24 protein-coding genes and 1 pseudogene are annotated in these 25,995 nt (G+C 69.1%); 10 read left to right on the forward strand and 15 right to left on the reverse strand.

Annotated elements, in window-relative coordinates:
• The first annotated feature begins 104 nt into the window (after nucleotides 1-104).
• Both C8263_RS01290 and C8263_RS01295 read left to right on the forward strand, forming a co-directional pair.
• Entirely contained in the window at nucleotides 105-602 is a 498-nt protein-coding gene (locus C8263_RS01290; protein WP_199188259.1) for a CAP domain-containing protein, read from the forward strand.
• Nucleotides 603-717: 115 nt separating this feature from the next.
• Complete coding sequence (locus tag C8263_RS01295) at nucleotides 718-1,416, forward strand: CoA transferase subunit A (protein WP_107136275.1); 699 nt, start codon at nucleotides 718-720, stop codon at nucleotides 1,414-1,416.
• A gap of 32 nt (nucleotides 1,417-1,448) precedes the next feature.
• Here C8263_RS01295 and C8263_RS01300 read toward each other — a convergent pair whose 3' ends face one another.
• The 5 genes from C8263_RS01300 to deoC are packed head-to-tail and all read right to left on the reverse strand — an operon-like array spanning nucleotide 1,449 to nucleotide 6,112.
• Nucleotides 1,449-3,488 (reverse strand): peptidoglycan D,D-transpeptidase FtsI family protein, encoded by a 2,040-nt coding sequence (locus C8263_RS01300; RefSeq protein ID WP_107136276.1) that lies wholly within the window; start codon nucleotides 3,486-3,488, stop codon nucleotides 1,449-1,451.
• The gene (locus C8263_RS01305; RefSeq protein ID WP_233218568.1) at nucleotides 3,485-4,027 is read right to left on the reverse strand and encodes a transmembrane 268 family protein; all 543 of its coding nucleotides are present in this window, start codon (nucleotides 4,025-4,027) and stop codon (nucleotides 3,485-3,487) included. Before C8263_RS01305 ends, C8263_RS01300 begins: the two co-directional genes overlap by 4 nt.
• Before the next feature lie 16 nt (nucleotides 4,028-4,043).
• Complete coding sequence (locus C8263_RS01310) at nucleotides 4,044-4,823, reverse strand: rod shape-determining protein MreC (protein ID WP_233218569.1); 780 nt, start codon at nucleotides 4,821-4,823, stop codon at nucleotides 4,044-4,046.
• The gene (locus tag C8263_RS01315; RefSeq protein ID WP_107136277.1) at nucleotides 4,820-5,449 is read right to left on the reverse strand and encodes a Maf family nucleotide pyrophosphatase; all 630 of its coding nucleotides are present in this window, start codon (nucleotides 5,447-5,449) and stop codon (nucleotides 4,820-4,822) included. Before C8263_RS01315 ends, C8263_RS01310 begins: the two co-directional genes overlap by 4 nt.
• The gene (gene deoC, locus C8263_RS01320) at nucleotides 5,450-6,112 is read right to left on the reverse strand and encodes a deoxyribose-phosphate aldolase (RefSeq protein ID WP_107136278.1); all 663 of its coding nucleotides are present in this window, start codon (nucleotides 6,110-6,112) and stop codon (nucleotides 5,450-5,452) included.
• 187 nt (nucleotides 6,113-6,299) lie between these two features.
• Here deoC and prxQ point away from each other — a divergent pair, with 187 nt between their 5' ends.
• The 3 genes from prxQ to C8263_RS01335 are packed head-to-tail and all read left to right on the forward strand — an operon-like array spanning nucleotide 6,300 to nucleotide 8,133.
• Entirely contained in the window at nucleotides 6,300-6,800 is a 501-nt protein-coding gene (gene prxQ, locus C8263_RS01325; RefSeq protein WP_107136279.1) for a thioredoxin-dependent peroxiredoxin PrxQ, read from the forward strand.
• Entirely contained in the window at nucleotides 6,797-7,489 is a 693-nt protein-coding gene (gene rpiA, locus C8263_RS01330; RefSeq protein ID WP_107136280.1) for a ribose 5-phosphate isomerase A, read from the forward strand. Before prxQ ends, rpiA begins: the two co-directional genes overlap by 4 nt.
• 8 nt (nucleotides 7,490-7,497) lie before the next feature.
• The gene (locus C8263_RS01335; RefSeq protein WP_107136281.1) at nucleotides 7,498-8,133 is read left to right on the forward strand and encodes a GNAT family N-acetyltransferase; all 636 of its coding nucleotides are present in this window, start codon (nucleotides 7,498-7,500) and stop codon (nucleotides 8,131-8,133) included.
• A gap of 13 nt (nucleotides 8,134-8,146) precedes the next feature.
• Here C8263_RS01335 and C8263_RS01340 read toward each other — a convergent pair whose 3' ends face one another.
• Nucleotides 8,147-10,180 carry a thioredoxin domain-containing protein gene (locus C8263_RS01340; RefSeq protein ID WP_107136282.1) on the reverse strand — a complete coding sequence of 678 codons (2,034 nt, stop codon included), beginning with the start codon at nucleotides 10,178-10,180 and terminating at the stop codon, nucleotides 8,147-8,149.
• 148 nt (nucleotides 10,181-10,328) lie between these two features.
• Between C8263_RS01340 and C8263_RS01345 the strand changes: the two genes are divergently transcribed.
• Complete coding sequence (locus C8263_RS01345; RefSeq protein WP_107136283.1) at nucleotides 10,329-11,351, forward strand: flagellar hook assembly protein FlgD; 1,023 nt, start codon at nucleotides 10,329-10,331, stop codon at nucleotides 11,349-11,351.
• 24 nt (nucleotides 11,352-11,375) lie between these two features.
• The gene (locus C8263_RS01350; RefSeq protein WP_107136284.1) at nucleotides 11,376-13,205 is read left to right on the forward strand and encodes an arginine--tRNA ligase; all 1,830 of its coding nucleotides are present in this window, start codon (nucleotides 11,376-11,378) and stop codon (nucleotides 13,203-13,205) included.
• 72 nt (nucleotides 13,206-13,277) lie between these two features.
• Here C8263_RS01350 and C8263_RS19870 read toward each other — a convergent pair.
• The 7 genes and pseudogenes from C8263_RS19870 to C8263_RS01390 all read right to left on the reverse strand — a co-directional run bounded on the left by C8263_RS19870 (nucleotide 13,278) and on the right by C8263_RS01390 (nucleotide 18,880).
• A pseudogene (locus C8263_RS19870) lies at nucleotides 13,278-13,807 on the reverse strand (GrpB family protein).
• 54 nt (nucleotides 13,808-13,861) lie between these two features.
• Nucleotides 13,862-14,551, reverse strand: coding sequence for a polysaccharide deacetylase family protein (locus C8263_RS01365; protein ID WP_107136287.1), 690 nt, complete (start codon nucleotides 14,549-14,551; stop codon nucleotides 13,862-13,864).
• Nucleotides 14,548-15,669, reverse strand: a complete 1,122-nt coding sequence (locus tag C8263_RS01370; RefSeq protein ID WP_233218570.1) for an MGDG synthase family glycosyltransferase — start codon at nucleotides 15,667-15,669, stop codon at nucleotides 14,548-14,550. Before C8263_RS01370 ends, C8263_RS01365 begins: the two co-directional genes overlap by 4 nt.
• Nucleotides 15,666-16,811, reverse strand: coding sequence for an LptF/LptG family permease (locus C8263_RS01375; protein WP_107136288.1), 1,146 nt, complete (start codon nucleotides 16,809-16,811; stop codon nucleotides 15,666-15,668). Before C8263_RS01375 ends, C8263_RS01370 begins: the two co-directional genes overlap by 4 nt.
• Before the next feature lie 121 nt (nucleotides 16,812-16,932).
• A complete protein-coding gene (fabZ, locus tag C8263_RS01380; RefSeq protein WP_107136289.1) occupies nucleotides 16,933-17,361 on the reverse strand; it encodes a 3-hydroxyacyl-ACP dehydratase FabZ in 429 nt (142 codons plus the stop codon).
• A gap of 113 nt (nucleotides 17,362-17,474) precedes the next feature.
• Nucleotides 17,475-18,515: a rod shape-determining protein gene (locus C8263_RS01385; protein ID WP_107136290.1), complete on the reverse strand. Its 1,041-nt coding sequence runs from the start codon at nucleotides 18,513-18,515 to the stop codon at nucleotides 17,475-17,477.
• An 80-nt stretch (nucleotides 18,516-18,595) separates the two neighbouring features.
• The gene (locus C8263_RS01390; protein WP_146160545.1) at nucleotides 18,596-18,880 is read right to left on the reverse strand and encodes a hypothetical protein; all 285 of its coding nucleotides are present in this window, start codon (nucleotides 18,878-18,880) and stop codon (nucleotides 18,596-18,598) included.
• Between the two features lie 93 nt (nucleotides 18,881-18,973).
• On the opposite strand from C8263_RS01390, the gene C8263_RS01395 reads away from it, so the two are divergent.
• From C8263_RS01395 to C8263_RS01405, 3 genes are all read left to right on the forward strand, one after another.
• On the forward strand, nucleotides 18,974-19,228 hold the full coding sequence (locus C8263_RS01395; protein ID WP_107136292.1) for a hypothetical protein: 255 nt from the start codon (nucleotides 18,974-18,976) through the stop codon (nucleotides 19,226-19,228).
• 318 nt (nucleotides 19,229-19,546) lie between these two features.
• Complete coding sequence (locus tag C8263_RS01400; RefSeq protein ID WP_107136293.1) at nucleotides 19,547-20,716, forward strand: acyl-CoA dehydrogenase; 1,170 nt, start codon at nucleotides 19,547-19,549, stop codon at nucleotides 20,714-20,716.
• 383 nt (nucleotides 20,717-21,099) lie between these two features.
• Nucleotides 21,100-22,131: a potassium channel family protein gene (locus C8263_RS01405; protein WP_233218571.1), complete on the forward strand. Its 1,032-nt coding sequence runs from the start codon at nucleotides 21,100-21,102 to the stop codon at nucleotides 22,129-22,131.
• 372 nt (nucleotides 22,132-22,503) lie between these two features.
• On the opposite strand, the gene C8263_RS01410 is transcribed toward C8263_RS01405, so the two are convergent.
• On the reverse strand, nucleotides 22,504-24,510 hold the full coding sequence (locus C8263_RS01410; RefSeq protein ID WP_158263718.1) for an HD domain-containing phosphohydrolase: 2,007 nt from the start codon (nucleotides 24,508-24,510) through the stop codon (nucleotides 22,504-22,506).
• 56 nt (nucleotides 24,511-24,566) lie between these two features.
• Nucleotides 24,567-25,877, reverse strand: a complete 1,311-nt coding sequence (locus C8263_RS01415; protein ID WP_107136294.1) for a S8 family serine peptidase — start codon at nucleotides 25,875-25,877, stop codon at nucleotides 24,567-24,569.
• Nucleotides 25,878-25,995 lie beyond the last annotated feature (118 nt).

Below are 25,995 nucleotides of genomic sequence, written 5' to 3' on the forward strand. Positions count from 1 at the left end.
ATTGAACCCCTGCAAGCTGTTGGCCCTGGCACCCTCCTCCGGGCTCTCATCCATGCGGATTTTTTCTCATGCACTTTCTGACTCGTGGGTTAAGATGCCTTCACATGCTGAATGGAACCCCCCAGCGGTTGCTGGGCACGCTGGCGGCCTTCGTGGCGCTGGCCGCGCCCGCTGCAGCCCAGACAACGGCCGAAAGCCAGCTGGTCTCGCGCTTGAACGAGGTGCGCGCTCAGGGGGTCAACTGTCCGGGGAGTGGGCAGCGCCCAGCCGCAGGCCGACTGACCTACACCCCGGCTCTGGCGGCCGCCGCCCGGCAGCAGGCCGCGTACATGAGCAGCACCGGCCGCATCAGCCACACGGGCGCCGGGGGCAGCACGCCCCGCGTCCGCGCGGCCAGCACCGGAGTCAACGCCGTCAGCGTCACCGAGATCATCTTTATGGGCGGGGGCGTGAACCCCGAGAGCGCCATTCGCTGGTGGCTGAACTCGGCGGTGCACTGCTTCTGGATGAACGAGCGCCGCTACACGAATGTGGGCGCCGCCGTGGTGCAGGGCGCGCGCGGTACCGCCTACGTGATGGTCCTGAGCAGCGAACCCCGCTGAGAGCAGGCGCAGCAGGGCCGGGCGCGCAGGATCCATTCCGGCGCCCGGCCCTGCTGGCCGGCTTTTCCATCCAGCCAAACGCCCGTTAGGTTTCTCGCTTACACTGAAGGGCGACATGAACAAGGTGTACTCAGACGCTCGGGCGGCCCTGGCCGATGTGGTGCAGAACGGTCAGACCATTGCGGTGGGCGGTTTCGGGCTGTGCGGCATTCCTGAACAGCTGATTCTGGCCCTGCGCGACACGGGCGCCCGGGAACTGACAGCTGTGAGCAACAACGCGGGCGTGGACGGCTGGGGCCTGGGCCTGCTGCTGGAAACCCGCCAGATTCGCAAGATGATTTCCAGTTACGTGGGCGAGAACAAGGAGTTCGAGCGGCAGTTTCTGGCCGGCGAGCTGGAACTGGAATTTACCCCCCAGGGCACCCTGGCCGAGCGCCTGCGCGCGGGAGGTGCGGGCATTCCCGGCTTCTACACGAAAACGGGGGTGGGCACGGTGGTGGCCGACGGCAAGGAGCACAAGGACTTCGACGGCGAAACCTACATTCTGGAACGGGGTATCCGGGCCGACGTGGCCCTGGTGAAAGCCTGGAAGGGTGACCGGGCCGGCAACCTCGTGTACCGCAAGACGGCGCGCAACTTTAATCCCATGGCTGCCACATGTGGCCGGGTCACGGTGGCCGAGGTGGAAGAACTGGTGGACATTGGGCAGCTGGACCCCGATGAGGTGGACACCCCCGGCATCTTCGTGCAGCGCGTGGTGCATAACCCCACGCCTGAAAAGCGCATTGAGCAGCGCACGACACGCCCCGGGTAAGCAGGTGGGGCGCGGCGCCCTGGCCGTCCGGCCTACGGCTTGGCCGCCGTGCGCGCCGCGCGAATCTTGTAGACCCCGTGCATCTGGTCCAGTTCGCCGGTGCAGGGCTGCTGGGTGTTCAGCGGCAGGGCGCTGCCCCGTTCATCCAGCGTCACGCACCAGCGCGCGGCGAACATCTTTTTCACAGCCTTCAGGGCCGGCCCCGAGCCTTCACCGCCGTTCTGGAAAAAGGCCACCACGGCAAAGTTGGGGCTGTGCAGGGGGCCATACCCCTCGTACCACGCGTGGGTGTAGGCGTAGCCGCCCCGGGCACTCATGCCGTTCTCGGCCGTTCCGGTCTTGCCCCCGGTGCGCACAGGAAAGAGGTTCGGGCCAATTTCGTGCTGCGCGGTGCCATGGCGGGTGCCGGCCGTGGTGCCGCTCATGCCCTCTTTCACCAGCTTGAAGGCGGCCACGTTGCCCTTGCGCACCACGTTCACCGCCGGCTTGCGCGGCTGCGGCTGGCCCGCCACGGCCTTGAGCACGGTCAGCGGCCGTTTCTGGCCCTCGTTGATGATGGTGGACATGACGGAAACCACCTGCGCCGGGGTCACGTCCACATCGCCCTGCCCAATGCTCATGTTCAGGGCAAAGCCGGGACGCCAGGGAAAATCTGGATTGGCGTAATCCTCGGGCATCAACATGCGCCCGGTCTTTTCGCCCACCAGTTCCAGGCCGGTGGGGCCGTTGTACCCCAGTTCGGTCAGGCGGGCACGCAGCTGCCGGGCATAGGGGTCCGTGCCGGCCCGCACCGCCGAATCGTAGTACCACGGGTTGCAGGAGTAGGAGATGGCCAGGCGGGCGTCCACTGGGCCTAAGGGGTACGGCGCCCAGTTGCGCTTCGCCGCGCGCCCGAAGTAGTACACCGGATTGCAGTTCACGGTGAAGTTGCCCCACTTTTCCACGTACATCAGGGTGGTGGCAATCTTGAATACGCTGCCGGGATTGTAGGCCTGCACCACGCGGTTGCTGGTCACGGCGTCCAGTTCGGCCAGGGGGCGCCGGGAATCAATGGCCCAGTTTTTGGCCACCGGGTCGGCGCTGGGCACGCGGGCAAACCAGTTGGGGTCGTAGGCCGGGCTGCTGGCCATCGCCAGCACCTCGTTCGTGCGCGGGTCAATGGCGATGATCGCGCCGCGCGTGTAGGGCTCGGGGGGCTTGCCCTTACCGGCGCGCCCATTGTTCACGTCGGCCAGCCCCTCGCGCAGCGCCCGCTCCGCCGTGCGCTGCAGCAGCGAATCAATGGTCAGCGTCACGTCCTTGCCCTTGGTGCCGGGGTCAATCACGCGCTCGGTCTGGGGCTTGCCGCTGGCCGTGACCTCGCGCCGGCGCAGGCCGTTCTTGCCCTGCAAGGTCTCTTGCAGGCTGTATTCCAGCCCGGAGCGGCCCACCAGATCGCCGGGAGCGTAGCCGTCCTGCTTGATCTGCGCCTCGGTGGCTTCCTGCACGTAGCCCAGCAGGTGCCCGGCCATCTTGCCCTGGGGGTACACGCGCTCCACGCGCTCGCGCAGTTCCAGGCTGGGCACCAGCACGGTGTATTCGTACAGCGCCGCCAGCCGGTCCTGGGGGATGTTGCGCGCAAGCACCGTTTCGGTTTCGCGCTCGAAATTGGGTTCGCGCGGCTGCCCACTGACCAGCACGTCGCCCCTGATGCCGGCCAGATAGATGATCTTGTCCCAGTCGGGAATGGCCTGTTCGGGGTCGCCAGGGTCGCGGCGCCCGGTGTACACCAGGTCCACCGCCAGCCGGTTGGTGGCCAGCAGCACCCCGTCGCGGGTGCGGATCTCACCGCGCAGGGCGCGCAGGATCTCGTCGCGCTGGTAATTGCTGGCCGACTGCACCGCAAACTGATCGTGCTGCAGCACCTGCAACTGGTACAGGCGTGCGCCCAGCCCCAGCAGGCACAGGTTGAAGCCCAGCGCCATCCAGGCCACCCGCGTGGCCCCCTGACGGGCCTGGCGCCGGGCGCGGGCCCGCGCCCCCGCGCGGCGCCCCCGCTGGCGGCGGTCCATCAGGTCTCCGGCGCGGCTCATCCCAGCCCCTCCTCGGGGCCGCTGCGGGGCCCAAAGGCCCAGGTGACCACCCGTTCCCACAGCGGAAAGACCAGCAGCGTACCGGCCAGCAGCGCGGGCAGGGTAGCGCGCAGCAGATCCAGCGTGACCAGATTCGACCGCAGCCAGTAGGTAAGCAGCAGGAACATCAGCCACTGGCCCACCACCGCCAGCAGCACGGTAAAGACCGCCTGAAAGGGCCCGGAATCCGCCATGTAGCGCCGCACACCCAGTGCCAGCAACGCCCCGCCCATCACGCCCGCCGCGTGCAGGCCCAGCACGCCGCCGCCCAGCAGATCCTGGGCCAGCCCCACGCCGTACGCGCCCGCCAGCGCCCACACGGGAGGAACGCGCCACGCCAGGGCCGCGCCGGTCAGCAGAAACAGGTCCGGCGCCGGCAGGCCCGCCGCGTCGCCCAGGCGCGAGAGCAGGCCCTGGCCCAGCAGCAGCAGCAGGACGTAGCCCGCCACGCGCAGCCAGCGGGGCGGTCCGCGCCGGGGCCGCAGGGCGTCGCGTCTCACTGCTGTCTCCGGGGCGTCACAGGCCCTCCAGAATCGTCACGTCTTCCACCACACCTACGTCCACGGCCGGTTTGATGATCACCCTGCGGTTGATGTCGTTGGGGCCCAGCGGCAGGACCTTTTCTACCGTGCCCACCGGAATGCCCACCGGAAACACGCCGCCCAGGCTGTTGGTCACCAGCACGTCACCGACCTTGACCGGCACCGAGCGCGAGAAATCCGCGCGCAGGCGGTCTGGCGGCACGCCCCGGGCCACGCCGCGCCCACCCCGGCTGCCCTGCAGGGTCACCCCCACCGTGCTTTCCGGGTCCACCAGCGCCAGTACCGTGGCGTGGTTGGCACTGACATCGGTAATCTGGCCCACCAGCCCGCGCGGCACCGTGACTGGCATGCGCAGCCGCACGCCGTCCCGGGCCCCCTTGTTCAGGTCCAGCCGGGCCAGCAGCGGGCTGGGGTCCACGGCCACCACCTGGGCAATGCCCAGCGCGTTGGGGGCCTGGGTGGTGGTGATTTTCACCACCTGCCGCAGCCGCGCCACCTCCCGGGTCAGCAGCTCGTTGCGCTGGCGCAGCACATCGTTCTCTTTTTGCAGAGTGCCCACCTGGCTGGCCAGCTGGCGCTCGGTCACCAGGGTCTGGTAGGCGCGGCGCACGTTATCGGCCGCCACCACCGACAGCCGCGAGAGCGGCGCAATGCCGGCACGCAGCGCTCCGGGCGGCACCACCTGAAAGCGGGTGGTGACCATGCTCAGGGCCAGCAGCCCCAGCAGGGTCAGCAGCGCGGCGCGGGCCTTCACGCCCCAGGCACCCCAGCATGGCCCAGGCCCCACACGGGCACGCCAGCGGCGCGCAGCAGCCGGGTGGTGACGGTCAGCGGCAGGCCCACCACGTTGGCGTATTCGCCGTCCACCCGCTGCACCAGCGCCATGCCCACTGCCTGAATGCCGTAGCCGCCGGCCTTGTCCAGCCCCTCGCCCGTGGCGGCGTAATAAGCGATTTCGGCCCCGCTCAGGGTGCGGAAGGTGACCGCCGTGCGCGCCACTTCCAGCCCTTCATGGCCGCCGCGCAGCACCGCCACGCCGGTGTACACCTCGTGGGTCCGGCCAGCCAGCCGCCGGATGAACGCCTCGTTCTCGGCGCGGTCAGCGGGTTTGCCCAGCAGTTCGCCGTCCAGGGCCACCACGGTATCGGCCGCCAGCACCACGGCGTCCGGCGCCGTGCGCGCCACCGAGCGGCCCTTGAGCAGCGCCAGTTCAGCCGCCAGCCGGGCGGGGTCAGTTTCCGGGCTGTCCTCGGCCTCGCCGCTGACCTGCACGGTAAACGGCACGCCCAGCAGGCCCAGCAGTTCACGGCGCCGGGGACTGCCCGACGCCAGAATGACCTGCGGCCCCGTTTCAGCGGCGCCGCTTTCCGGGGAGGTCACTCAGTACCCCTCGCCCATCGGCTCGCCGGCCACCAGCGCCACCCCGCCCGAGGTGCCCAGGCGCGTGGCCCCCGCTTCAATCATCTGCCGGGCGTCCTCGGCGCTGCGCACCCCGCCCGCCGCCTTGATCTGGGCGCGGCCCGCGATCACCTCGCGCATCAGGCGCACGTCGTCGGGGGTGGCGCCGCCCGTGCCAAAGCCGGTGCTGGTCTTCACAAAGTCGGCGCCGCCACGCACGGCCGCTTCGGTGGCGGCGCGCTTTTGGTCCTCGTTCAGGTAGCAGGTTTCAATGATGACCTTCAGCACCGCGCCCTGGGTGGCTGTGCGCACCGCGTGCACATCGGCCTCCACGGCGGCCCAGTCATTGTCCAGCGCCGCGCCGATGTGAATGACCATGTCCACCTCGTCGGCCCCGGCCTGCACGCTGGCGCGGGCCTCGGCAGCCTTTTGTTCGGGGCTCACGGCCCCCAGCGGAAAGCCGCACACGGTGGCAATTTTCACGGCGCTGCCCGCCAGTTCGGCCCGGGCCAGCGGAATGTAGACCGGATTGATGCACACGGCGTAAAAGCTGTGCTTGCGCGCTTCCTGGCACAACTGAATGATGTCCGCCTTCGTGGCGGTGGCTTTGAGGAGGGTGTGGTCAATGTACGGCGCAAGCTTCACGCCCCCCAGAATACCCCCGCCTGCTTGAGAAAGATTGAGCCGAAAGGAGGAGGGAAGGGGGGATAGGGGCGGTGGCAAGGGAGGGGCGAGAAGGGGTCGTGTGGTCGGGAGGCGGCCTGGGGTCAGGCCAGAACCTGTCCCTGTTGACCCTTCGCCTGTCCCTGTACCCCGCGCTACCCTGAGCTCCATGACCGACGCCTCTCCCAGCGGCCCGCAGCCCGGCCAGCCCTTCCCCGACTTTGCCCTGCCGGACGCCGCGGGCCAGACCCACCGCCTTTCGGACTACGCCGGGCGCTACGTGGTGCTGTACGTGTACCCCAAAGACGACACCCCCGGCTGCACAAAGGAAGCCTGCGATTTCCGTGACAACGCGCTGCTGAGAAGCCACGGCGCGGCCATCCTGGGTCTCAGTGCCGATGATGCGGCCAGCCACGCCCAGTTTGCCGAGAAGTACAGCCTGCCCTTTGCGCTCCTGAGCGACGTCGGCGCGGCGTTCCTGCGCCAGATCGGGTCGTACGGCACGAAGAACATGTACGGCAAGGTCACCGAGGGCATCAAACGGCAGACCTTCCTGATTGGGCCAGACGGCCAGCTGGTCAAGAGCTGGCTGGCGGTGAAGGTGGACGGCCACGCCGACCATGTGGCCGCCGCCATCGAGAAGGACCGCGCCGCGCGGGGAACCGCATGAGCGATCTGGAAGCGCTGAAGAAGGAAGCTGCCCTGCGCGCTGTGGCGCTGGTGGGCAGCGGCATGCGGGTGGGCCTGGGCACCGGCAGCACCGCCAGATACGCCATTGAAGAATTGGGGCGCCAGCTGCAGAGCGGCGAACTGCGGGACGTGGTGGGCGTGGCCACCAGCGAGGCCAGTGACGCCCTGGCCCGGCAGGTGGGCATTCCGGTGGAGGCCCTGGACCCCCGCCCGCTGGACATCGCCATTGACGGCGCCGATGAGATCGCCCCGAACCTTGACCTCATCAAGGGCCTGGGCGGGGCCCTGCTGCGCGAGAAACTGACCGAGGTGCAGGCCCGGCGCTTCATCGTGATTGCCGACCACACCAAGCTGGTCGGGCGCATTGGGGAAAAGTCGGCCCTGCCCATCGAGATTGCCCGCTTTGGCTTCCTGAGCACCATTGAGCGGCTGCGCGCGGTCCTGCCCGCCGGCCGCCTGCGCCAGACGGGCGCCCAGCCCTCCGTCACGGACAACGGCAACCTCATCTTCGATGCCCAGATTCCTGAAGGCCAGGACATCGCCGCGCTGGAACGCACCCTCAAGGGGCTGCTGGGCGTGGTCGAAACGGGCCTCTTTCTGGGGATGGCCGAGCGGGCGTTTGTGGCGGCCCCAGACGGCGTGACCGAACTCACGCCCCAGGGCCGCTAACACGCGCCATGCCCCCGGCCCTGACCGTGCGCCCCATTCAGCCCGGGGACGAGGCAGCGGTGGGGCGCGTGGCCTACCAGACCGGGTTTTTTGGTCACAGCGCCGCGCGGTACTTTCCGGACGCAGCGCTGTTTGCCGCCCTGTGGGTGGGCCCGTATTTCCGGGGCGGGGGCTTTGGCGGTTTCGTGGCGCAGCAGGAGGGCGCCGTGGTGGGGTACGTGCTGGGCTCGCCGTCTGCAGCGCAGTATCGCCGGGCCCTGGCGGGGCTGGTGGTGGAGCAGGGTGGGAGCCTGCTGCGCCAGAGCGGGTTCCGGGGCCTGCCCTACCTGTGGCGCGCCGCCCGCTGGCCCGCTCCCCACGCCGATGAACACGCCTTTCCCGCCCACCTGCACCTGAACCTGCTGCCCCGGGCGCGCGGTCACGGCGCCGGCGAAGGGTTGCTGCGCGCCCACCTGCAGGTGCTGGCCGGCGCAGGCGTGCCCGGCGTGCAACTGGCCACCACCGCCGAGAACGCGGCGGCCCTGCGCCTGTACGCCCGGCTGGGTTTCACGGTGGCCGCGCGCCGGACCACGCCCCTGTGGACGCCGTGGCTGGGCCACCCGGCCGAGCATCTGTGCCTGACCCTCGCGCTGGGTGGGGTGTAGGGCGCGCCCGCTTTCAGGCCAGCGCCTGCAACTGCCGCGCCAGCTCTGCGGGGTCGCGGGTGAGCAGGTCGCAGGCGCGGTTCACGCACAGGTAGGCAGCGCCGCCCCCGGGCCGGTCCTGCACCAGGGGCAGGGCGCCGCCCGGCTGGGTAAAGGCCAGGGCGGTAAACGGCAGGCTGACCTGCGCCGCCGCCCGTTCCAGCGGGGCGCGCTCCTCTGGCGTGCCCAGAATCGCCAGTTCGGTGTGTGGGGCATGCAGAAAGGCCGCCGCCTGCCACAGGCCCCCAAACCCACCAGCCGCCGCCAGCATGTCCGCCCGGAAGGCCGAAAGGACCCGCCGCGCCCTGATTTCGCCGCCCTCGTCACCGAAGTAGCGGTGCATCCACAGCCCCAGCAGCGTACCTGCCGCATTGTCCGACAGCACGGCGCTGTCAAAGCCGGGGGCCGGGCGGGTCAGCAGGGCTTCGGCCCGCCCGCCCGAAGCCAGGAAAACGCCCGCCTCCTCCTGCCAGAAGTCGCGCCCGCACACGCCCCACAGCTCGCGCGCCCAGGTCAGCCAGCGTTCGTCGCCGCCCGCCTGGAACAGCGCCACCAGCCCCAGGCCCACCAGGGCGTGGTCTTCGGTCAGGCCCTCCACCCGCGCCTGCCCACCGGACCAGACGTGGTACAGGCCGCCGCCTGGGGCCCGCATCCGGTCGTGCAGAAAGCCGGCGATGCCCTCGGCCACGGTGCGGTAAGGCCCTTCGCCCAGAATGCGCGCGGCGTCGGCAAAGGCAGCCAGCGCCAGCCCATTCCACGAGGTCAGCACCTTGTCGTCGGTGCCGGGCTGCGGCCGGCCCTGGCGCAGCAGGAAGAGGCGGGCTTTCAGGCGCTCCAGGTGGTGGCCGAGCCCTTCCTCGCTCTGGCCCCGCTCGGCGGCAAGGTCCGCGGCGGGCACCGCCACATACGGCACGCTGCGGCGCCCCGCGTCCGGGCGGTGGGGGTCGTGGAAGTTCCCGGGGTCCTGGATGCCCAGGTGGCGGCACAGCAGCGCGGCGTCGGCCTCGTCGTTCAGGGCCTGCCTGACCTCTGCCGGGGTCCAGGTGAAGGTCAGGCCCTCCACGCCGCCCGTGTCGGCATCCTGAGCGCTGTACAGGCCGCCGTCTGGGGCCCGCATTTCGCGCGTCAGGTAGGCCAGGGTGCGCCGCGCGGCGTCCGCGAAGGCCGGGTCGCCACTGACCTGGTAGGCCCGCAGCAGCGTGCGGGTCAGCTGCGCGTTGTCGTACAGCATCTTTTCAAAGTGGGGCACCCGCCACTGGCCGTCCACGCTGTAGCGGTGCCAGCCGCCGCCCAGCTGGTCATGAATCCCGCCTGCAATCATGCGGCGCAGGGTGTGCAGCGCCATCAGGCGGCCGTCCGGGCGGGTCAGCAGGAAGTCCAGCGTGGTGGGGGCCGGAAACTTGGGCGCGCCGCCAAAGCCGCCGTTCGTCTCATCGAACACCCGGCGCAGGTTGGCCGCCGCGCGGTCCAGCGCCTCCGGGCCCACCTCGGCCTCGCCCGCCCGGGGCCGGGTGGCTTCGCGCACATGCTCGGTCAGGGCCTGGGCGTTGCCCAGCAGTTTGGCGCGGTCCTCCTGCCACGCCCGCGCCACGCTGGCCATCACCCGGCCAAAGCTGGGCAGGCCGTGGCCGTCACGCGGGGGAAAGTAGGTGCCGGCGTAAAAGGGCTCGCCGCCTGGCGTCAGGAACACCGTCATGGGCCAGCCGCCCTGCCCGGTCATGGCCTGGGTGGCGGCCATGTACACGGCGTCCACGTCGGGCCGCTCCTCGCGGTCCACCTTCACATTCACGAAATGCGCGTTCATGTAGGTGGCCGTGGCCTCGTCCTCAAAGCTCTCGTGGGCCATCACGTGGCACCAGTGGCAGGTGGCGTAGCCCACCGAGAGCAGCACCGGCAGGTCACGCGCCCGGGCCTCGGCAAAAGCCGCCTCGCCCCAGGGCCACCAGTGCACCGGGTTCTCCGCATGCTGGCGAAGATACGGACTGCTTTCCTGGGCAAGGCGGTTCATGGCGTCAGCCTAGCCTGTGGAGGCGGGGGCCCGGGATAGCCCGTGGGCAGGAGAGGCTTCACCAGGGGCAGAGGGCAGGGAGTGAAGCGCGCGGTGCTCCCTCGCCTGCCGTCAGAGAACCCAAATGCTCGGCACCTACACTCGCCCCATGCGCGCGCTCCGCTTTGGCATCGCCGCCCCTCTGCTCCTGCTGCTGGCGCTGGGCCCGGGCGCCAGCGCCCAGCGCTTTACATTGCAGGGGCCGCCCTCGCCGCTGTACCTGGAGGACACCGGGCAGGTTACCCTGAAGGCCGTCCTGGCAAACACGGGCCCGCGCCCCGTCACCCTGATCTGCCTGAGCCCGGGCGCCCCCATCCTGCGCGGCAATCTGGGCACGGCGGCGGGCGGGGCAGGGCAGACGCGCCTGCTGCCCCAGGGCGCGGCGCCCACCTGCGCCCGTACCGGGCAGGTGCTGACCGTGCCCCCGGGCGCCCGCTACGAGTACCACCGCCGCGTGCCCCTGCGCCGCGCGGGGCAGGGCGAGTACCGGGTGGGCTGGAACGTGCGCCCGGCATCCGGCCGCGCGTGGCTGGTCACGAACCGCGCCTGGGTGGTGGTCAGCCCCGGCCGGGCTCCCCGCCCCACGCCGACCCCTGGGGCCTACCGCGCCGCCCTGCAAGACAGCCGCGCCGGGGTGGACAGCGTGAGCATGGTGGGTGCCCGGCTGCGGGTGACCGTGGTGGACGAGCTGTCGCGCGCCGCCTTCCTGCGGGCGCTGGGGCGCCGGAACCTGGACCCGGCCGCGCTGGACCTGACGGTCTTACCCCCGGTGACCTTCGGCACGCGGGCGTGGCCGCACCACGCAGCGCTGACCGTGCGGCGCCAGGGGGAGGGCTACCTGCTGACCCTGACCGTGACCAACCGGGCCGCCCAGCCCCTGACGGGCATGACGGGCATCTGCCACCCCCTGGCCGTAACGGCGCCGGGCAGCGGCGTGCGCGTGTGGCAGGACGGCCACCGCCCCTGCGCGGACCTGGGCGTGGCGGTGAATCTGCGCCCCGGCGCGGCCTACACCCAGAGCTTTGTGTGGAACGGCCGCACCAGTCTGGGCGAGCGGGTGCCCGCAGGGCGCTACCGGGTCACGGCGGGCTGGTTCGGCTTTTCGGCCTCGGCGGTGCTGGCGGTGCCGTAGGCGCCTCCCGTACACTGCTCAGTTATGGACTTGAAGGCACAACTTCGGGCAGCGGTGGAGGCGGCGGCGGCCCAGATGGGCGCCCCGCTGGAAGCTGCCATTCAGGAAACCCCGGCAAACAAGCCCGGCGATTACGGCACCCCCGCCGCCTTTCAGATGGCGAAAATGCTGGGCCAGAATCCCGCCCAGGTGGCGCAGACCCTGGCCCAGACCGTGCAGTTGCCGGCCGGGATCAGCCGCGTGGAGGCCGCCGGCCCCTTCCTGAATTTTTTCGTGGACACCGCCGCCTTCGTGCGCGGCGTGGTGGCCACCCCCTTTGCCATGCCGGCCCAGGGCGGCAAGGTGGTTATTGAGCACACCTCGGTTAACCCCAACAAGGAACTGCATGTGGGCCACCTGCGCAACGTGGTGCTGGGCGACTCCATGGCGCGCCTCTTCCGCGCGGCGGGGTTTGCAGTGGAGGTTCAGAACTACATTGACGACACCGGCCGCCAGGCCGCCGAGAGCCTGTTCGCCATGGACCACTACGGCCGCACCTGGGACGGCACGCAGAAATACGACCACTGGCTGGGCGAAGGCTACGTGCAATTGAATGCCGACCCCGCCAAGGAGGGCCTGGAGGCGGGCATCCGCGAGGTCATGCACAAGCTCGAAGAAGGCGTGCTGCGCCCGCTGGTGGAACAGACCGTGGGGGCCCAGCTGGAAACCTGTTTCCGCATCGGCGCGCACTACGACCTGCTGGTCTGGGAATCCGACGTGGTGGGCAGCGGCTTTCTGGCCCAGGCCATGAATATTCTGGAGGGCAGCCGCTATACCTCGCACCCGGCTGAGGGCAAATTTGCCGGCGCCTTCGTGATGGACGTGTCTGAGTTCATGCCCGGCCTGGAAGAACCGAATGTGGTGCTGCGCCGCAGCGACGGCACCGCCATGTACGTGGCCAAGGACATCGGCTACCAGTTCTGGAAGTTCGGCCTGTTCGAGGGCATGAAGTTCAAACCCTTCATGCAGGACCCGGCTGGCCACACCATCTGGACCAGCGCCCCCGACGGCCAGCCCGATCTGGACCAGCGCTTTGGTCACGCTGACGAGGTGATCAACGTGATTGACTCGCGCCAGAAGCACCCGCAGATGCTGGTCAAAAGCAGCCTGGGTGTGGCGGGGGAACAGGAGAAGGAAGCCCGCTCGATTCACCTGAGCTACGAGTTCGTGAACCTGAACGGCCAGACCATCAGCGGGCGCAAGGGCATTACCCTGGCCGTGGACACCGCCCTGGAAGAAGCCAGCCGGCGCGGCTTTGCCGAATTGAGCGAGAAAAACCCCGAACTGGCTGGCCGTGCCGACGCCCAGGAAATTGCCCGCCGTATCGGCGTGGGCGCCCTGCGCTTTGCCATGCTGCGCAACGAGCCCAGCCGCTCGTTTGACTTTGACCTTGAAAAGGCCAGCAGCCTCAGCGGCGACACCGCGCCGTATATCCAGTACGCCGCCGTGCGCGCCGCGAACATTCTGCGCAGGGCCCAGGAGGCCGGGTACGCCGTGGACGGCACCGGCGCCAACTGGGCCGCCGTGCCCGAGGTGGACCTGATTCTGGCCAAGCAGGTGGCGAAGCTGCCGGAAGTGGTGGCCCAGGCGGTGCGCCTGCACTCGCCGCACGGGGTGGCCCAGTACGCGCTGGATCTGGCGACCAGCTTCAACGCCTGGTACAACGCCAGGGACAAGCAGGGCAAACCCGCCACCAATGTCCTGCAAAGCCCCGAGGGCCTGCGCGAGGCCCGTCTGGCGCTGGTGGCCCGCCTGCGCGCGGCGTTCGAGGACACGCTGGACCTGATTGGCATTGAGATTCCAGCGGCGATGTAACGAACAGGCAGAGGAGAGCGTGGCGGGTGGCGCGTGGTCGGAGAGCCGCGCGCCTCCGCTTTTGAATGGTGCTCAGGTGAGGGAGGGCGCCCAGCCCTTCAGCACCCGCTCAATGAACTCACCCTTGAGGGCGGTGTAGACCCGGCGCTCCTCTGCGTGGGCGTGGGCCAGTGTCTGCTTGAGGCGGGCGTAGTCGTCGCGCAGGTCTGCACTCTGGCGCAGTGCGTCCCGGAAGGTCAGGTAGGCGTGCCAGTGAGGGTGGTCGGCGCTCAGCACGTGCAGGTAATGGGTGCGGGCCTCGTCGCTGCCCCGGGCAAAAAAGGCCTCCCCTTGCCCACGGGGTCGCCCATGAAGGCGTACCCCAGGGTGGCGAGTGGCTGGGCACAGGCGACCATCGCCTGCTGGTCCGGCACGGCCACGGCGAGGTCCAGCACCGGTTTGGCCACCAGCCCCGGAATGCTGGTGCTGCCGATGTGCTGGAGATCGCTGACAAGGGGCCCCAGCACCCCGGTCACGCGGGTACGTTCCTGTTCAAACAGCGCCGGGTAGGCCGGTGACCAGGGCCGCAGTTCGACCATGCTCCGTTTGAGTCCAAGAGTCATGGGGGCAGTGTAGGGCGCGGGCGTCGCTGGGAACGGAACGGCGGGGCGGCGACTTTATGTCTGTCTTTCCAGCTCCCGCAGCGTCACCGACCTCATCCCCTGTGCCTGCATGGCCTGCAACAGCGCTGGGAGCATCGGCACTGTGACCCGCGCCCCTGGCCCCGCATCGTGCAGCACCACCACTGCGCCGGGGCGCAGGCGGGGCAGGAGGGTTTGCAGGGTGCCTTCTGGTGTCGCCCCCTTGTGCCAGTCGCCGCCCTCCACGCTCCAGTGGGCGCCGCGCAGGCCCGCCAAGTGCTGTCCCAGCACGGTGGCCAGCGTATAGGCCCCGTGCGGCGGGCGGTGCAGGGTCACGGGCTGGCCGGTGACGGCCCCAATGCGCCGCGCCGCCGCGCTCGGCTCCCAGAACGCGCTCCACGGCGAGCGCACCCACGCGTGGATGTGCCGCGCGGCGTGGGCCTGCACCTCGTGGCCCTCGGCCAGCAGGCGGCGCACGAGGTCCGGATGGGCCTCGGCCTCCGGTGCCAGCAGAAAGAACGTGGCGTGCATGCCCGCCGCCTTCAGGGCGTCCAGCACGGCGGGCGTGGTCTGGGGGTCCGGGCCGTCGTCGAAGGTGAGGGCCAGCCGCCCGGGCTGCCGGGGCCCCTCACGCAGCACCCCCAGATTCAGGCGCTGTACCAGCAGGTACGGCAGGCCGATGTAGCCCAGCAGCAGTGCGCCGCCCCACATCAGGGCGCGCTTCATTCCCGTCCCAGGCGGCGCAGCAGTTCGGCCGCCACGCGGTCGGCGGCGTCGGGGACGCTGGCGGCGCGGGCGGCCTGCGCCATGCGGGCGTGCTCGCCAGCGTCCAGGGCGCGCCGCACCGCCGGGCGCACCTCCGGCAGCGTGCGGGCCCAGATCGCCGCGCCCCGGCGTTCCAGGTGCAGGGCGTTGTATTCCTCCTGCCCCGGAATGGGCGCGTGAATGACCATGGGCACGCCCAGGGTGGTGGCCTCGGCCACGGTCAGGCCGCCCGCCTTGCCCACCACCAGGTCGGCGGCGGCCAGCAATTCGGGAAACGAGGTGGTAAAGCCCAGGCGGTGCAGCGTGGCTCCGCCCAGCTGCGCCACCCCGTGCCCATCGGCGCCGGCCAGCACCAGCACCTGAACGCGCGTCCCCAGGTTGGCCAGCTCGGCCAGCACCCGTCCCTGCGCGCGGTAGCTGCCAGTGCCGCCCGCCGACAGCAGGATCAGGGGCAGTTCGGGGTCCAGGCCGTGCTTGGTGCGCAGCGCCGCCTTGTCCGCCCCAATCAGCTCGCGGTAGAGGCCCGCAATCGGAATGCCAGTGACCGCCACGCGCTCCGGCGCAATCCTGGCGCGTTCCATCTGCTCGCGCGCCTCCTCGCTGGGCACCATCAGCAGGTCGGCTTCAGAGCGGGCCCAGTGCTGGTGCACCCGGTAGTCGGTGACCACCAGCGCATTCAGGAATTCGGCCCCGGTACGCCGGCGCACGTTGTCAGCCAGGGCCACCGGGGTGGGGTAGGAACTGACCACCGCTTCCGGGCGCACCTCCTGCACGTCGCGGCGCATGGCGCGGTAACCCAGCCAGCCGAATACCTGCGCGGTGGGGGACTGCTCGCGGTCGGTCCACTGGTAAAAGGCGCGGTAGACCGACGGCATATGCCGCACCCACAGGTCGTAGGTGCCCGCCGTAACCGTGCGTTCCACCGGGCTCATGTACTTGAGCAGGTCGGCGTGGCGCACCTGCAGCGCCGCGCCGCGTGCGCGCAGGGCGGCGTCCAGCGCGCCGTTCGCCTGATGGTGTCCGCTGCCGAACGACGCCGAGACAATCAGCGCGCGCAGGGAAGAGGGGGCCGGGGTCACGCGCGCCTCAGCAGGGTCAGGCCCAGGGCCAGAAATACGGCGTTGGCCAGCCACACGCCGGCCTCCGGCAGCGCCGGGAAGCGGCCAGCCAGCGTCAGACCCACCAGAAACAGCAGGTAATAGGCCACTGCCAGCGCCAGTGCCACCCCCAGGCTCACCCCCAGCGTGCGGCCGTACCGCAGCGCAAATGGCAGCGCCGCCAGCGCCAGCACCAGATTGGCAAAGGGCAGGGCCAGCTTGCGGTTCAGGCTGAGCCGGGCCTGCTGCCGGTCCTCGGGCCTGGCGCCCGGGTCACGCAGAAGGGCAGTCAGTTCCTTCCAGCCCTGGGCATCGGCACCAAGGGCGTCGGCGTATTTGGCCAGCGTTTCCTTGCGGCCCAGACCTGTGTCCACAGTCAGGGGATCGGTGCTTTTCTCGGGCACGACCACACTGGGAAAGACCGCCTGCACGGCCTGCCGGAAGGCGGCCGGGTTGCCCTCTGGCAGGCGGGTCAGCCGCCGGGCCGCTGCAAAATCCACCACAAAGGTGGCGTAGCCCCGCAGGGTCAGCCGCTGGCCCTCGTAGGTGCCGCGTTCGGCCAGAATCAGGGTGCCGCGCTCGTGGGTGTCGGCCGACCACTTTTCCAGCCGCACCCCCTGCATCTCCCGCGTTCTGGAGTCGTAGCCGCGCAGGTACAGGGTCAGGCCGCCCCCCAGGTCCACCGTCTTGCCGGCCAGCTGCCCCAGCCCGGCGCCGGTCAGCGTGTCCCAGTACAGGCCGCGCGTCTCTACATTGGCCCGGGGGGCCACCCACAGGCTCAGCCACACGCTCAGGCCCGTGACCAGCAGCGCCGTCACGGCCGCTGGCCGCGCCACCCGTCCCAGGCTGATCCCGCCCGACTGCACCGCCACCAGTTCGCGCTCGGTGCTCATGCGGCCAAAGGCCACCACGGTCATCAGGACCACTGCCATGGGCAGCACCTTTACCAGCGTGTCAGGCACCTGATACGCGATCCACTGCCCCACCAGGCCGGGCGGCACCCCCTGCAGCCACTGGCTGGACACGAAGAAATACCCGAAGCACAAAATGGCCGTGAACAGCCCCGTGCCCGCCAGCAGCGGCGGCCACAGCTCGGCGGTGACGAGGCGGGTGAGGCGGGTCATGGGGCGCCGCCTTCGGCAGCGGGCGTGGGGCGTGGGGTGTGGGCCGTGGGAAAAGACAGAGCGGCCACTTCAGCTTGCTGCGCCTTTCCCCACACCCTACAGCCCACAGCCCACACCCCGTTCACCCTTTCGCCACCGCGAACAGAATCGTTGCTTCCGCCGCCACGGCGCCGTCCACCTCGGCGCGGCAGATGGTCTTGCCCAGCCCCCGGCGCAGGTACTCCAGGCGCGCGTGCAGGTGCAGCTGATCGCCGGGAATCACCTTGCGCTTGAAGCGCGCACCTTCCACGCCGGCCAGGTAGCCCACGGTGCCGCTCTCCAGCTGGCCGTGCAGGCAGAACATGCTGGCCTGCGCCATCGCTTCCACGATCAGCACGCCCGGCATCACCGGTTCCTGGGGAAAGTGCCCGGGAAAGTAGGGCTCGTTCACGCTGACGTTTTTCAGCGCGTGCACAGTGCCGCCCTCGGCCGAGAGCACCCGGTCCACCAGCACGAACGGAAAGCGGTGGGGCAGGGTCTGCAGGACTTCTTGAATCAGGATGGGGGACATGGAACCTCCTTTTGAGCTCTGGGCCATGAGCCATGGGCAAAAACAGGGGAGAGCGCGCCGGGGCGACCCTCTCCCACCTCATGGCCCAGAGCCTCTGGCCCATGGCTGTCTTTTTACCGCCGCAGGTAGTTGTCGCTGCTCACCAGGCTGTCGCCCAGCACCGGAATCATTTCCAGCGCCATGCCCGTGCCCACCGCCACAGCTTCCACCGCGTTCTCGGCCACGGCCACCGGAATGCCGGTGGTCTGGCGCAGCAGTTCATCGAAGTTGCGCAGCAGCGAGCCGCCGCCGGTCATCACGATGCCCCGGTCAATGATGTCGCTGACCAGTTCGGGCGGGGTGATTTCCAGCACGCGCTTGACGCCCTCCACGATCTTGGTGACGGGTTCAGACAGCGCCTCAACCACATCGGTGCTGTCCAGGCTGATGGTCTTGGGCAGGCCATTGACCAGATCGCGCCCGCGCACCTCGGCGGTGAGGTTCTCGGCGTCGTCCAGCAGCATGGCCGCGCCCACCTTGACCTTGATTTCTTCGGCGGTGCGCTCGCCAATCAGGACGTTGTGCTTGCGCCGCACGTAGCGGATGATGCTTTCATCGAATTCATTGCCCGCCACACGCATGGATTCAGACACCACGATGCCGCCCAGCGAGATCACGGCCACGTCGGTGCTGCCCCCACCAATGTCCACGACCATGCTGCCCACGGGTTCGGCAATTTTCAAGCCCGCGCCAATGGCGGCGGCCAGGGGTTCTTCAATCAGAAAAGCGCGTTTGGCATTGGAGTTCAGCGCGGCGCGCAGCACAGCGCGCTTCTCGACGTCGCTGACGTTGCTGGGTACCCCCAGCATCAGCTGCGGCTTGAAGCCAAACAGGCGACCGGCGCTGCCCTGTACCTTCTGAAGGAACATGGAAATCATCTTCTCGGTCAGGCCCTCGTCGGCAATCACGCCGTCTTTGATGGGCCGCACCGCCACGATGCCGCCGGGCGTGCGCCCGATCATGCGGTAGGCTTCTTCGCCCACAGCCTTGACCTGCTTGTTGTCGCGGGCCATGGCAATCACGCTGGGCTCCTGCAACACCAGGCCCCGGCTCTTGCTGTAAATCAGGAACGTAGCCGTTCCCAGGTCGATTCCAATGTCTTCAGACAGCCTCACATTGCCTCCGGTACAAACCCCACAATCGTACCACGCACCATGAGGAGCGCCTCAGTCAACATGAGAATGAGGTGCTCCGTTCAGAGGCGCGGTTTCACGTAGGCGGCGGCGGCGGCCAGGGTGCTGGTCAGGCCCATCAGGGCCAGTGCCTGGGCCACGCCTCCCCAGTGTGTCACTCCGGCACCCTGGGCCAGCGGCAACACCAGCGCCCCCAGCGAGCGCAGCCACAGCGGCCCACCCCCCGAAATCGAGGCCAGCAGCCCCAGGGTCAGCAGCCCCAGCGCAGCGGCCAGGGCAAACAGGGTCAGGCACAGCAGCCAGCCCAGCACCCGCCACACGCGCCCTCTTACTTCAGTCTGTGCCATTGCCCGCCGCCCCCGATCATTGCGGGGCATTGTAAAGGCACCGGGGCCGGGACGTGCGCCCTCCAAAAGAAGGAGAACGCTAGACTTGCGGGCGTGAATCTGCCCGCCCGCGTTCGTGTCACTTGCCCCCCGTTGCCCCTGGCCCCGGCCCTGCGCGCCGCCGCTGCGCGCCTGTGCCCGCAGGTGGGCGCTGAAGCGCTGAGCGCCGCCGCCCTGGCCATTGCTGGCGGCACCGTGATCGGCGCCCACCTGCGCTGGCCCGGGGGCGAGGCCGCGCAGGTCGAGACCGGCTGGCGCGGGCGGGGCATTGAGGAGGCGCTGAGGGAAGCTGTGAAAGAAAGGGGGTAGGACGTGGAGTGCCGGGTGTGGAGAGGCCGAGCCTGATCCAGCTTCCGCCGGCAAGGCCCATCCATGGGGGAAGAGCCGACTGGTGAACGCCCCGCCTGGAGGCACGTTGTTCCTCTGCTCAGGCTGTCCGGCGTGCGGCTGAGCCTGCGACAGTTGTGCGCCCCGGCCCAGGCGGACGTGAACAGGAGAGCCGAAGCACGCAACGAGTCGCCTGTCAGCTGCCCGCCTCTGCCGGCCCTTTCCCTGCGCCCTGCCGCCCGCCCCCCGCGTCCCTCTGTTCCCCCAATCTCCCTAACGCCCGTTTGGTAGCCTGCACCCATGACCGTCACCGACGCCCCCGGCATGACCTTCGCGCTCAGCGACGACCAGCGGCTGATCGTGCAGCATGTGCGCGACTATGCCCGCGCCGAAATTGCCCCCAAGGCCGCCGAGTACGACCGCAGCGGCGAGTACCCGCGCGAACAGTTGCGCGGGCTGGCTGAACTGGGCCTCCTGGGCGCCACCGTTCCTGAGCGCTGGGGCGGCGCGGGCCTGGACAGCGTGACCTACGCCCTGTGCCTGGAAGAGATTGCGGCGGCCGATGCCAGCGTGGCGGTGATCGTGAGTGTGCAAAACGGCCTGCCCGAACAGATGATTCTGCGCTACGGCAGCGACGAGCAGAAAACGCGTTTTCTGAAGCCGCTGGCGAGTGGCGAGCACATCGGCGCCTTCTGCCTCACCGAAAGCGGCGCGGGCAGTGACGCCGCCAGCCTCCGGATGCAGGCGGTCCGCGACGGTGAAGACTGGGTGCTGAACGGCACCAAAGCCTGGATTACCAGCGGCGGGCAGGCCGACACCTATCTGGTGATGGCCCGCACCGGCGGCAGCGGGGCGCGCGGCGTGTCGTGCTTCATCGTGGAGAACGGCACCCCGGGCCTGTCGTTTGGCAAACCCGAAGAGAAACTGGGCCTGCACGCCAGCCACACGACCACCGTGACCTTTGAAGATGTGCGTGTGCCCCACGCCCACATGGTGGGCGAGGAAGGCCAGGGGCTGGTGATCGCGCTGGCCAGTCTGGACGCCGGGCGCATCGGCATTGCCATGCAGGCCCTGGGGATTGCCCGCGCCGCGCTGGAACACAGCGCACGCTACGCGAATGAACGCGAGCAGTTCGGCAAGAGGCTGCGTGAATTTGAAGGTGTCTCTTTCAAGATTGCCCGCATGGCTGCCCGGATTGAAAGTGCGCGCCTCGTGGCGCTGAAAGCCGCGTGGCTGAAAGATCAGGGCAAGCCCTACGGCAAGGAAGCCAGCATGGCCAAGCTGCTGGCCAGCGAGGCGGCGGTGGACGGCACCAGAGACGCCATTCAGATTTTCGGGGGCAACGGCTACAGCCGTGAGTATCCGGTCGAGCGCCTGTACCGCGACGCCAAGGTGACCGAAATTTACGAGGGCACCAGCGAGATTCAGCAACTGGTCATCAGCCGCGCGGTCTTTGCCGAACTGACCTGAGCCGGACGGCCCTCCTGTTCCGGAACATCCAGGAAAAAGCCCGGATATTCCCCGCCTTCAGCGCTGTCTCAGCCCAACGCCCGGACCCGGACAGCTGTCTCTTTTCCTGCTCTGCGCCGCAGGTCTGCGAGGTTCTCTGGTCAGACAAATCCCGTCACGCCCGGCGGCATGGTTCGGAAGCTGTATCGGGGGCGAGTAGCGCAGAAGGAAGCGGTTCACGCCTCTGGGCGAGGAAGGGCGCTCCTGGGTGCTGTTCCGAGTTGGAACCGGAACAGGCTCAAGCCCTGTGCCTGGGCGGCCGGGTCGCCCGCTGCCAGCAAGCACAGGAACATGAAGGGAGCCGGCCTCGCGGGGCCCTGCCGGAACACGCGACAATACCGGCCATGCGCCAACTGCTGTGGGTTCCTGGGTTTCTGCTGGTGCTGGCGGTGCTGGTGGACCTGATGGTGACCTGTATTCAGGCGGGCGAGGGCCGTCTGAACCGCGCTGTGCACCGCGCCCTGTACGCGGCGCTGCATCTGGTCGCGCGGCGCAGTGGCCGCCGGGCGGCGCTGGCCTGGAGCACCCCGGTCCTGATTTCAGGGTCGCTGGTCATGTGGACCGCGCTGATGTGGCTGGGCTGGACGCTGATCTTCTGGTCTCAGCCGGGGGCCCTGGTCGGCGCGGACAGTGGGCAGCCGGCCACCTTTCTGGCCACCTTCTATTTTGTGGGCTACACCCTCAGTACCCTGGGCCTGGGCGAGATTATCGCGCCCCGGCCGCTGTGGCGCATCCTGACTGATATCGCCGCCATCTCTGGCTTCTTTCTGCTGACCTTTGCCATCACCTTTATCGTGCCGGTGGCGCAGGCGCGCGCCGACCGGCGCGAGCTGGCGCTGGCCCTGCACCGCGCCGGGCCCGGCGCGCAGGCGCTGATCGTGAATGCCTACACCGACCATGACCGGGGCCTGCACAGCCTGACAGTGGACCTGCATACGGTGCTCAACCGGGTGGACGCCGCGCACCTGAACACGCCCTACCTGCACCGGCTGCGGGACCACCAGGCCCAGGACGCCCTGGACCTGCACCTGCCGGCGCTGGGCGAGGCGCTGCTGATTCTGCTGGGGGCCCTGAAGGGCGAGTGCCCCCACGGGCTGCGCCGGGCCCTGGCCAGTGTGGAGAGCCTGAGCTGCACCTTCCACGAAACCCAGGGCGGGCGCCTGCCCCCCCCGCCCCCCTGGCCAGATCTGGAGCCCCTGCGCAAAGCCGGGCTGCCGCTCAGAAGTGACGCCGAACTGCACGCCTTTTTGCGGGAGCACGAGGACCTGCGCCGCCGCCTGCGCGCCATGAGCGCCGCCGGGTTATGGACCTGGGCCGAGGTGGCCCGTCCAGCGCCCGGGCAGGGCGGAGCCGGGAACAGCAAGTCAGGCGATTGATACGTCGCCCTGTCCATCACTGGTGGAGGGGCATAAACGCTGGATTGATCGCCTCTAGCCTGAAGCGGTCCGAACGGCTGGTTCATGCTGATGGCCCAGACAGCCCAGAACCCCCGTCTGATCGTGAAGCCAGGACCAGGCCGCGCTGCGTTTGGCCCTGGGGCAGCACCAGGGCAGTCAGGCAGAAGGCGCAATCCAGACTGGGTGCGCCAATCATACGGACTGCCGTCCATTTGCGTCACATCCAGAAGAGAACTGGATGTTTCTCCAATGCCCGGACATCCATCTCTGTTCCTGCTCTGCTCCGCAGCTCTGTGAGTCGCTCCGGTCGGAAAATTCCGGAAGCCGTGACGGAATGTTTCGGAACTCGGATCAGTCCGTTTCCGGGTCCGGCTCGTGGTGGATGGGCAGTCTGGCGATGCGTTCGGCCAGCAGTTGCTCAAACACGCCCAGGACGGGTGAGACGTCTTCCTCGGCCAGCAGCAGCTCGTGGTCTGCATTGAAAAAAGGCGCTGCGTCCACCTGTGGCAGCACGCGCAGCGCCACCGCCACGATCTGCGGGTCAAACTGCCGCCCGGCCTGCGCCTCAAGCTCCTGCAGGGCCTGTTCCAGGGTCCAGGCCGCCTTGTAGGGCCTGGACTGGATGAGGGCATCAAAGACGTCTGCCACCGCCACAATGCGTCCGGGCAGGGGAATGGCTTCGCCCTGGAGTCCCAGGGGATAGCCGCTGCCGTCCCAGCGCTCGTGGTGACTGCGCGCAATCTCCTCGGCCAGGCGGAGCAGCGCCGAGTGGCCCCCGGAAAGGATGCGCCCACCAATCAGGGTGTGGTGTTGCATCTGGCGGTACTCGGCCGGGCTCAGGCGGCCTTTTTTGAGCAGGATGCGGTCCGGAATGCCAATCTTGCCCACATCGTGCAGCCGGGCCGCCACCCCCAGCACACTGGCCTGGGCTTCGGGCCAGCCCAGCGCATGCGCAATCCGGGCCGCCGCTCGGCCCACCCGCCGGGTATGCTCACCCGTCGTGTCATCGCGGTATTCAGCGGCCATGGCCAGGCGCGTAACCACCTCGTGCTGGGCACGGGCCAGTTCGGCTGTTCGTTCCCGCACCTCCTGCTCGGCGGCCTCGCGCGCGCTCTGTTCCATGGCCGTGCGCATCTGATACAGCCGGGCGTCCTGCTGGGCCCGCTCCACCTCAAACTGAATGGACAGCTGGCGCGTCTCCCGCTCCCGCTCGGTGTCAAAGCGCTGCCGCTCCAGGCCCCGCAGGGTATGGGCATACGTCAGCGCCTGCTGAAGATCACCGCGCTGTTCGTGCAGGCTCATCAGCGCTTCGGCGGCCAGAATCTGCTCCTTGGGCAACTCGGCGTGCACGGCCAGTTCCTCCGCCTGCAGCAGCTGCGCCTGTGCAGCGTCCAGCTGTCCAGCGCGCAGGTGCAGTCGCCCCAGATTCAGGCGCGCGTCCACCTGGCCCTGTGCAGACCCCATGTCCAGAGCCAGCGCCAGCGACGTGGCGTAGGCCGCCTGCGCCTCATGGGGTGCCCCGGTGCGCTCGGCCAGGGTGCCCAGGGAATCAAGCGCGCTGATTTCACCCATACGAAATCCCAGGGCGCGGCTCTGGGCCAGGGCAGCTTCAAGGTGCTCGCGCGCTTCGTCCAGGGCGCCGACCTCCAGGGCATACACCCCCAGATTGAGGGCGCTGATGGCCTTTTGCTGGGCGTCCTGGCCCTCGTGGACCACCCTGGAGGCGTCGCGCATCACCTCGAAGGCCAGCTGATGGGACCCACTCATATGATGAACCTGCGCCAGATTGATCAGGATGGGGCCTTCCAGGGCCGGGTTATCTGGAAGGGTTTTGGTCAGCAGGTAAGCCTGATTGAGGTGCTCAAGGGCTTCTTTGTAGTGGCCCAGTCGGGTGTGCTGCGTGCCGATGTTTGTCAGGCAATGAACCTGCCCCGTCACATCCTGAATCCGGGTCCGCAGGTCCAGGGACTGGTGCAGGTACCGCAGGGTCTGTGCGGGTTCGCCGCGCTGATAGCTGACGGCGGCCAGCTGGTTGAGCGCAGTCGCCTGCAGTTCGGGCAACCCAAGCTGCGCCGCCAGTTCAACCGCATTCAGCAGGGCGCTGTGTGCGCCCTCCAGGTCGCCCAGGGCCAGGAACGTCCGGCCCAGTGACAGCTGGGCTTCTGCCAGCTCCTCGGTCTGCCGCTGCGCCGCAAAGCCGCTGACGGCCGCCGCGAAGTGCCCGGCCGCCGCCGGCAGGTCGCCAGCGGCGTACAGGGCGCGGCCCAGCCACAGGGCGCGGCGCCCCTCGTCCAGCGTGTGCGCCTCTGGGCCTTCAAGCCACTGCACCGCCGCCGCCGGATTGGAGTCAATCAGCACTTCGACAGGGTGCGGAACACGGGTCGGAGATGCCGGGTGCTGGGCCGCCACGCCGCTCAGTACCGGATGACGTTTTTCAAAAATTCAGGCAGGTCCAAGCGGCCCTTGACCCCCAGACGGTCCTTGTAGCTGCTGTTGGCGCCGTTGTTGTAGACATCGAACGCCGATTCGGCCATTTTCTTGGTGAGGTCCTTGACCGAAACGGTCAGCGACTCGCCCAGCGCCAGGGCCAGTCCACCCGCCACCATGGGCGCGGCCATTGAGGTGCCGCTCCAGGCCGCCACGCGGCCTCCCGGTGCGGGCGACGCGACCTGTTCACCCGGCGCGACCATCTCCAGATTCTCGGCGTAGTTGGAAAAGCTCGACTTCAGGTCGCGCAGGTCCACGCTGCCCACGCTCAGCAGGTTCTGGCCCAGGGTGCCCTTGGCCTCGGCCAGGGCCGCCGGCGACGTGATGCGCTCCAGGTTGCTGTTGCCCGCCGAGGACACCACCATCACGCCCTGCTCGGCCGCCCGGCGCACGGCGTCTTGCACGGTGGGCGAGTTCTCATCGCTGCCCAGGCTCAGGTTGATGATCCGGGCGCCCTGCTGCGCGGCGTAGCTGATCGCCTGCGCCACCATCACCACGTCACCCGAACCGTCGGGGCCCAGCACGCGCAGGGGCAGGATTCTGGCCCGGGGCGCCACCTGCAGCACGATGCCCGCCACGTTCGTGCCGTGACCGTAGGCACCCTGACCCAGCACCCCTTCTTCCTGGGGCACCGCGTCGCCGCTGTAGAAGTCCCGCCAGGTGGACGGCGCGGTCAAGGTGCCGGCAAAAGCCGGGTGGGCCAGGTCAATGCCCGAATCAATGACCGCCACCGTCACCCCGGCGCCCAGATTGCGCGCCATGGCGTGGGCCCGCTCCAGCCCCACCTTCTGCCAGATGGCCGTGTTCTCGGGCAGGGGGGTGTAGCTGCCGCCGGACCAGGCGTTCAGGCTGCCGCCGGACCAGGCGTTCAGCGACCCACCAGACCAGACATTGAGCGATCCATTCATCCTGGCGGTGATGGTGCCGCCGCCGCCAAAGACGTCGCGGTTGGGTTCCAGCTGGGCCGATCGTCCGCCCAGGGCGCGCAGGCCCTGACGGCTGGGGGTGTTCAGACCCACCAGCGCCGTGCAGTCTTCACCCGTGCAGTCCGGGGCTGGCCAGGACAGCACCGTGCCGCCCACCGCCTGTGCCAGCTGCTCCGGGGTGTCGCCCGGCTGCAGGGGAACCTGGGCCAGCGTGTCATAGCGGGGCAGCAGCGTGGCAGGCGCACTGGGGCCCGCCGAGCACCCTGTCAGCAGGGCCAGGGTCACGCCAAGCAAGGGAAGGGTTCGGTTCATGCAGGGGCCTCCTGGCCGGGAAGGGGAAAAGGAGAACATTGAAGAAAACACTCCAGGGTCTATTGTGGCGATCAGGCGAGCCCTTTGGCTATCCCAGAAGGATTGAAGTGAGTTTATG

This window comes from Deinococcus arcticus (assembly GCF_003028415.1).
In the GTDB taxonomy this organism is placed as follows: Bacteria; Deinococcota; Deinococci; order Deinococcales; family Deinococcaceae; genus Deinococcus; species Deinococcus arcticus.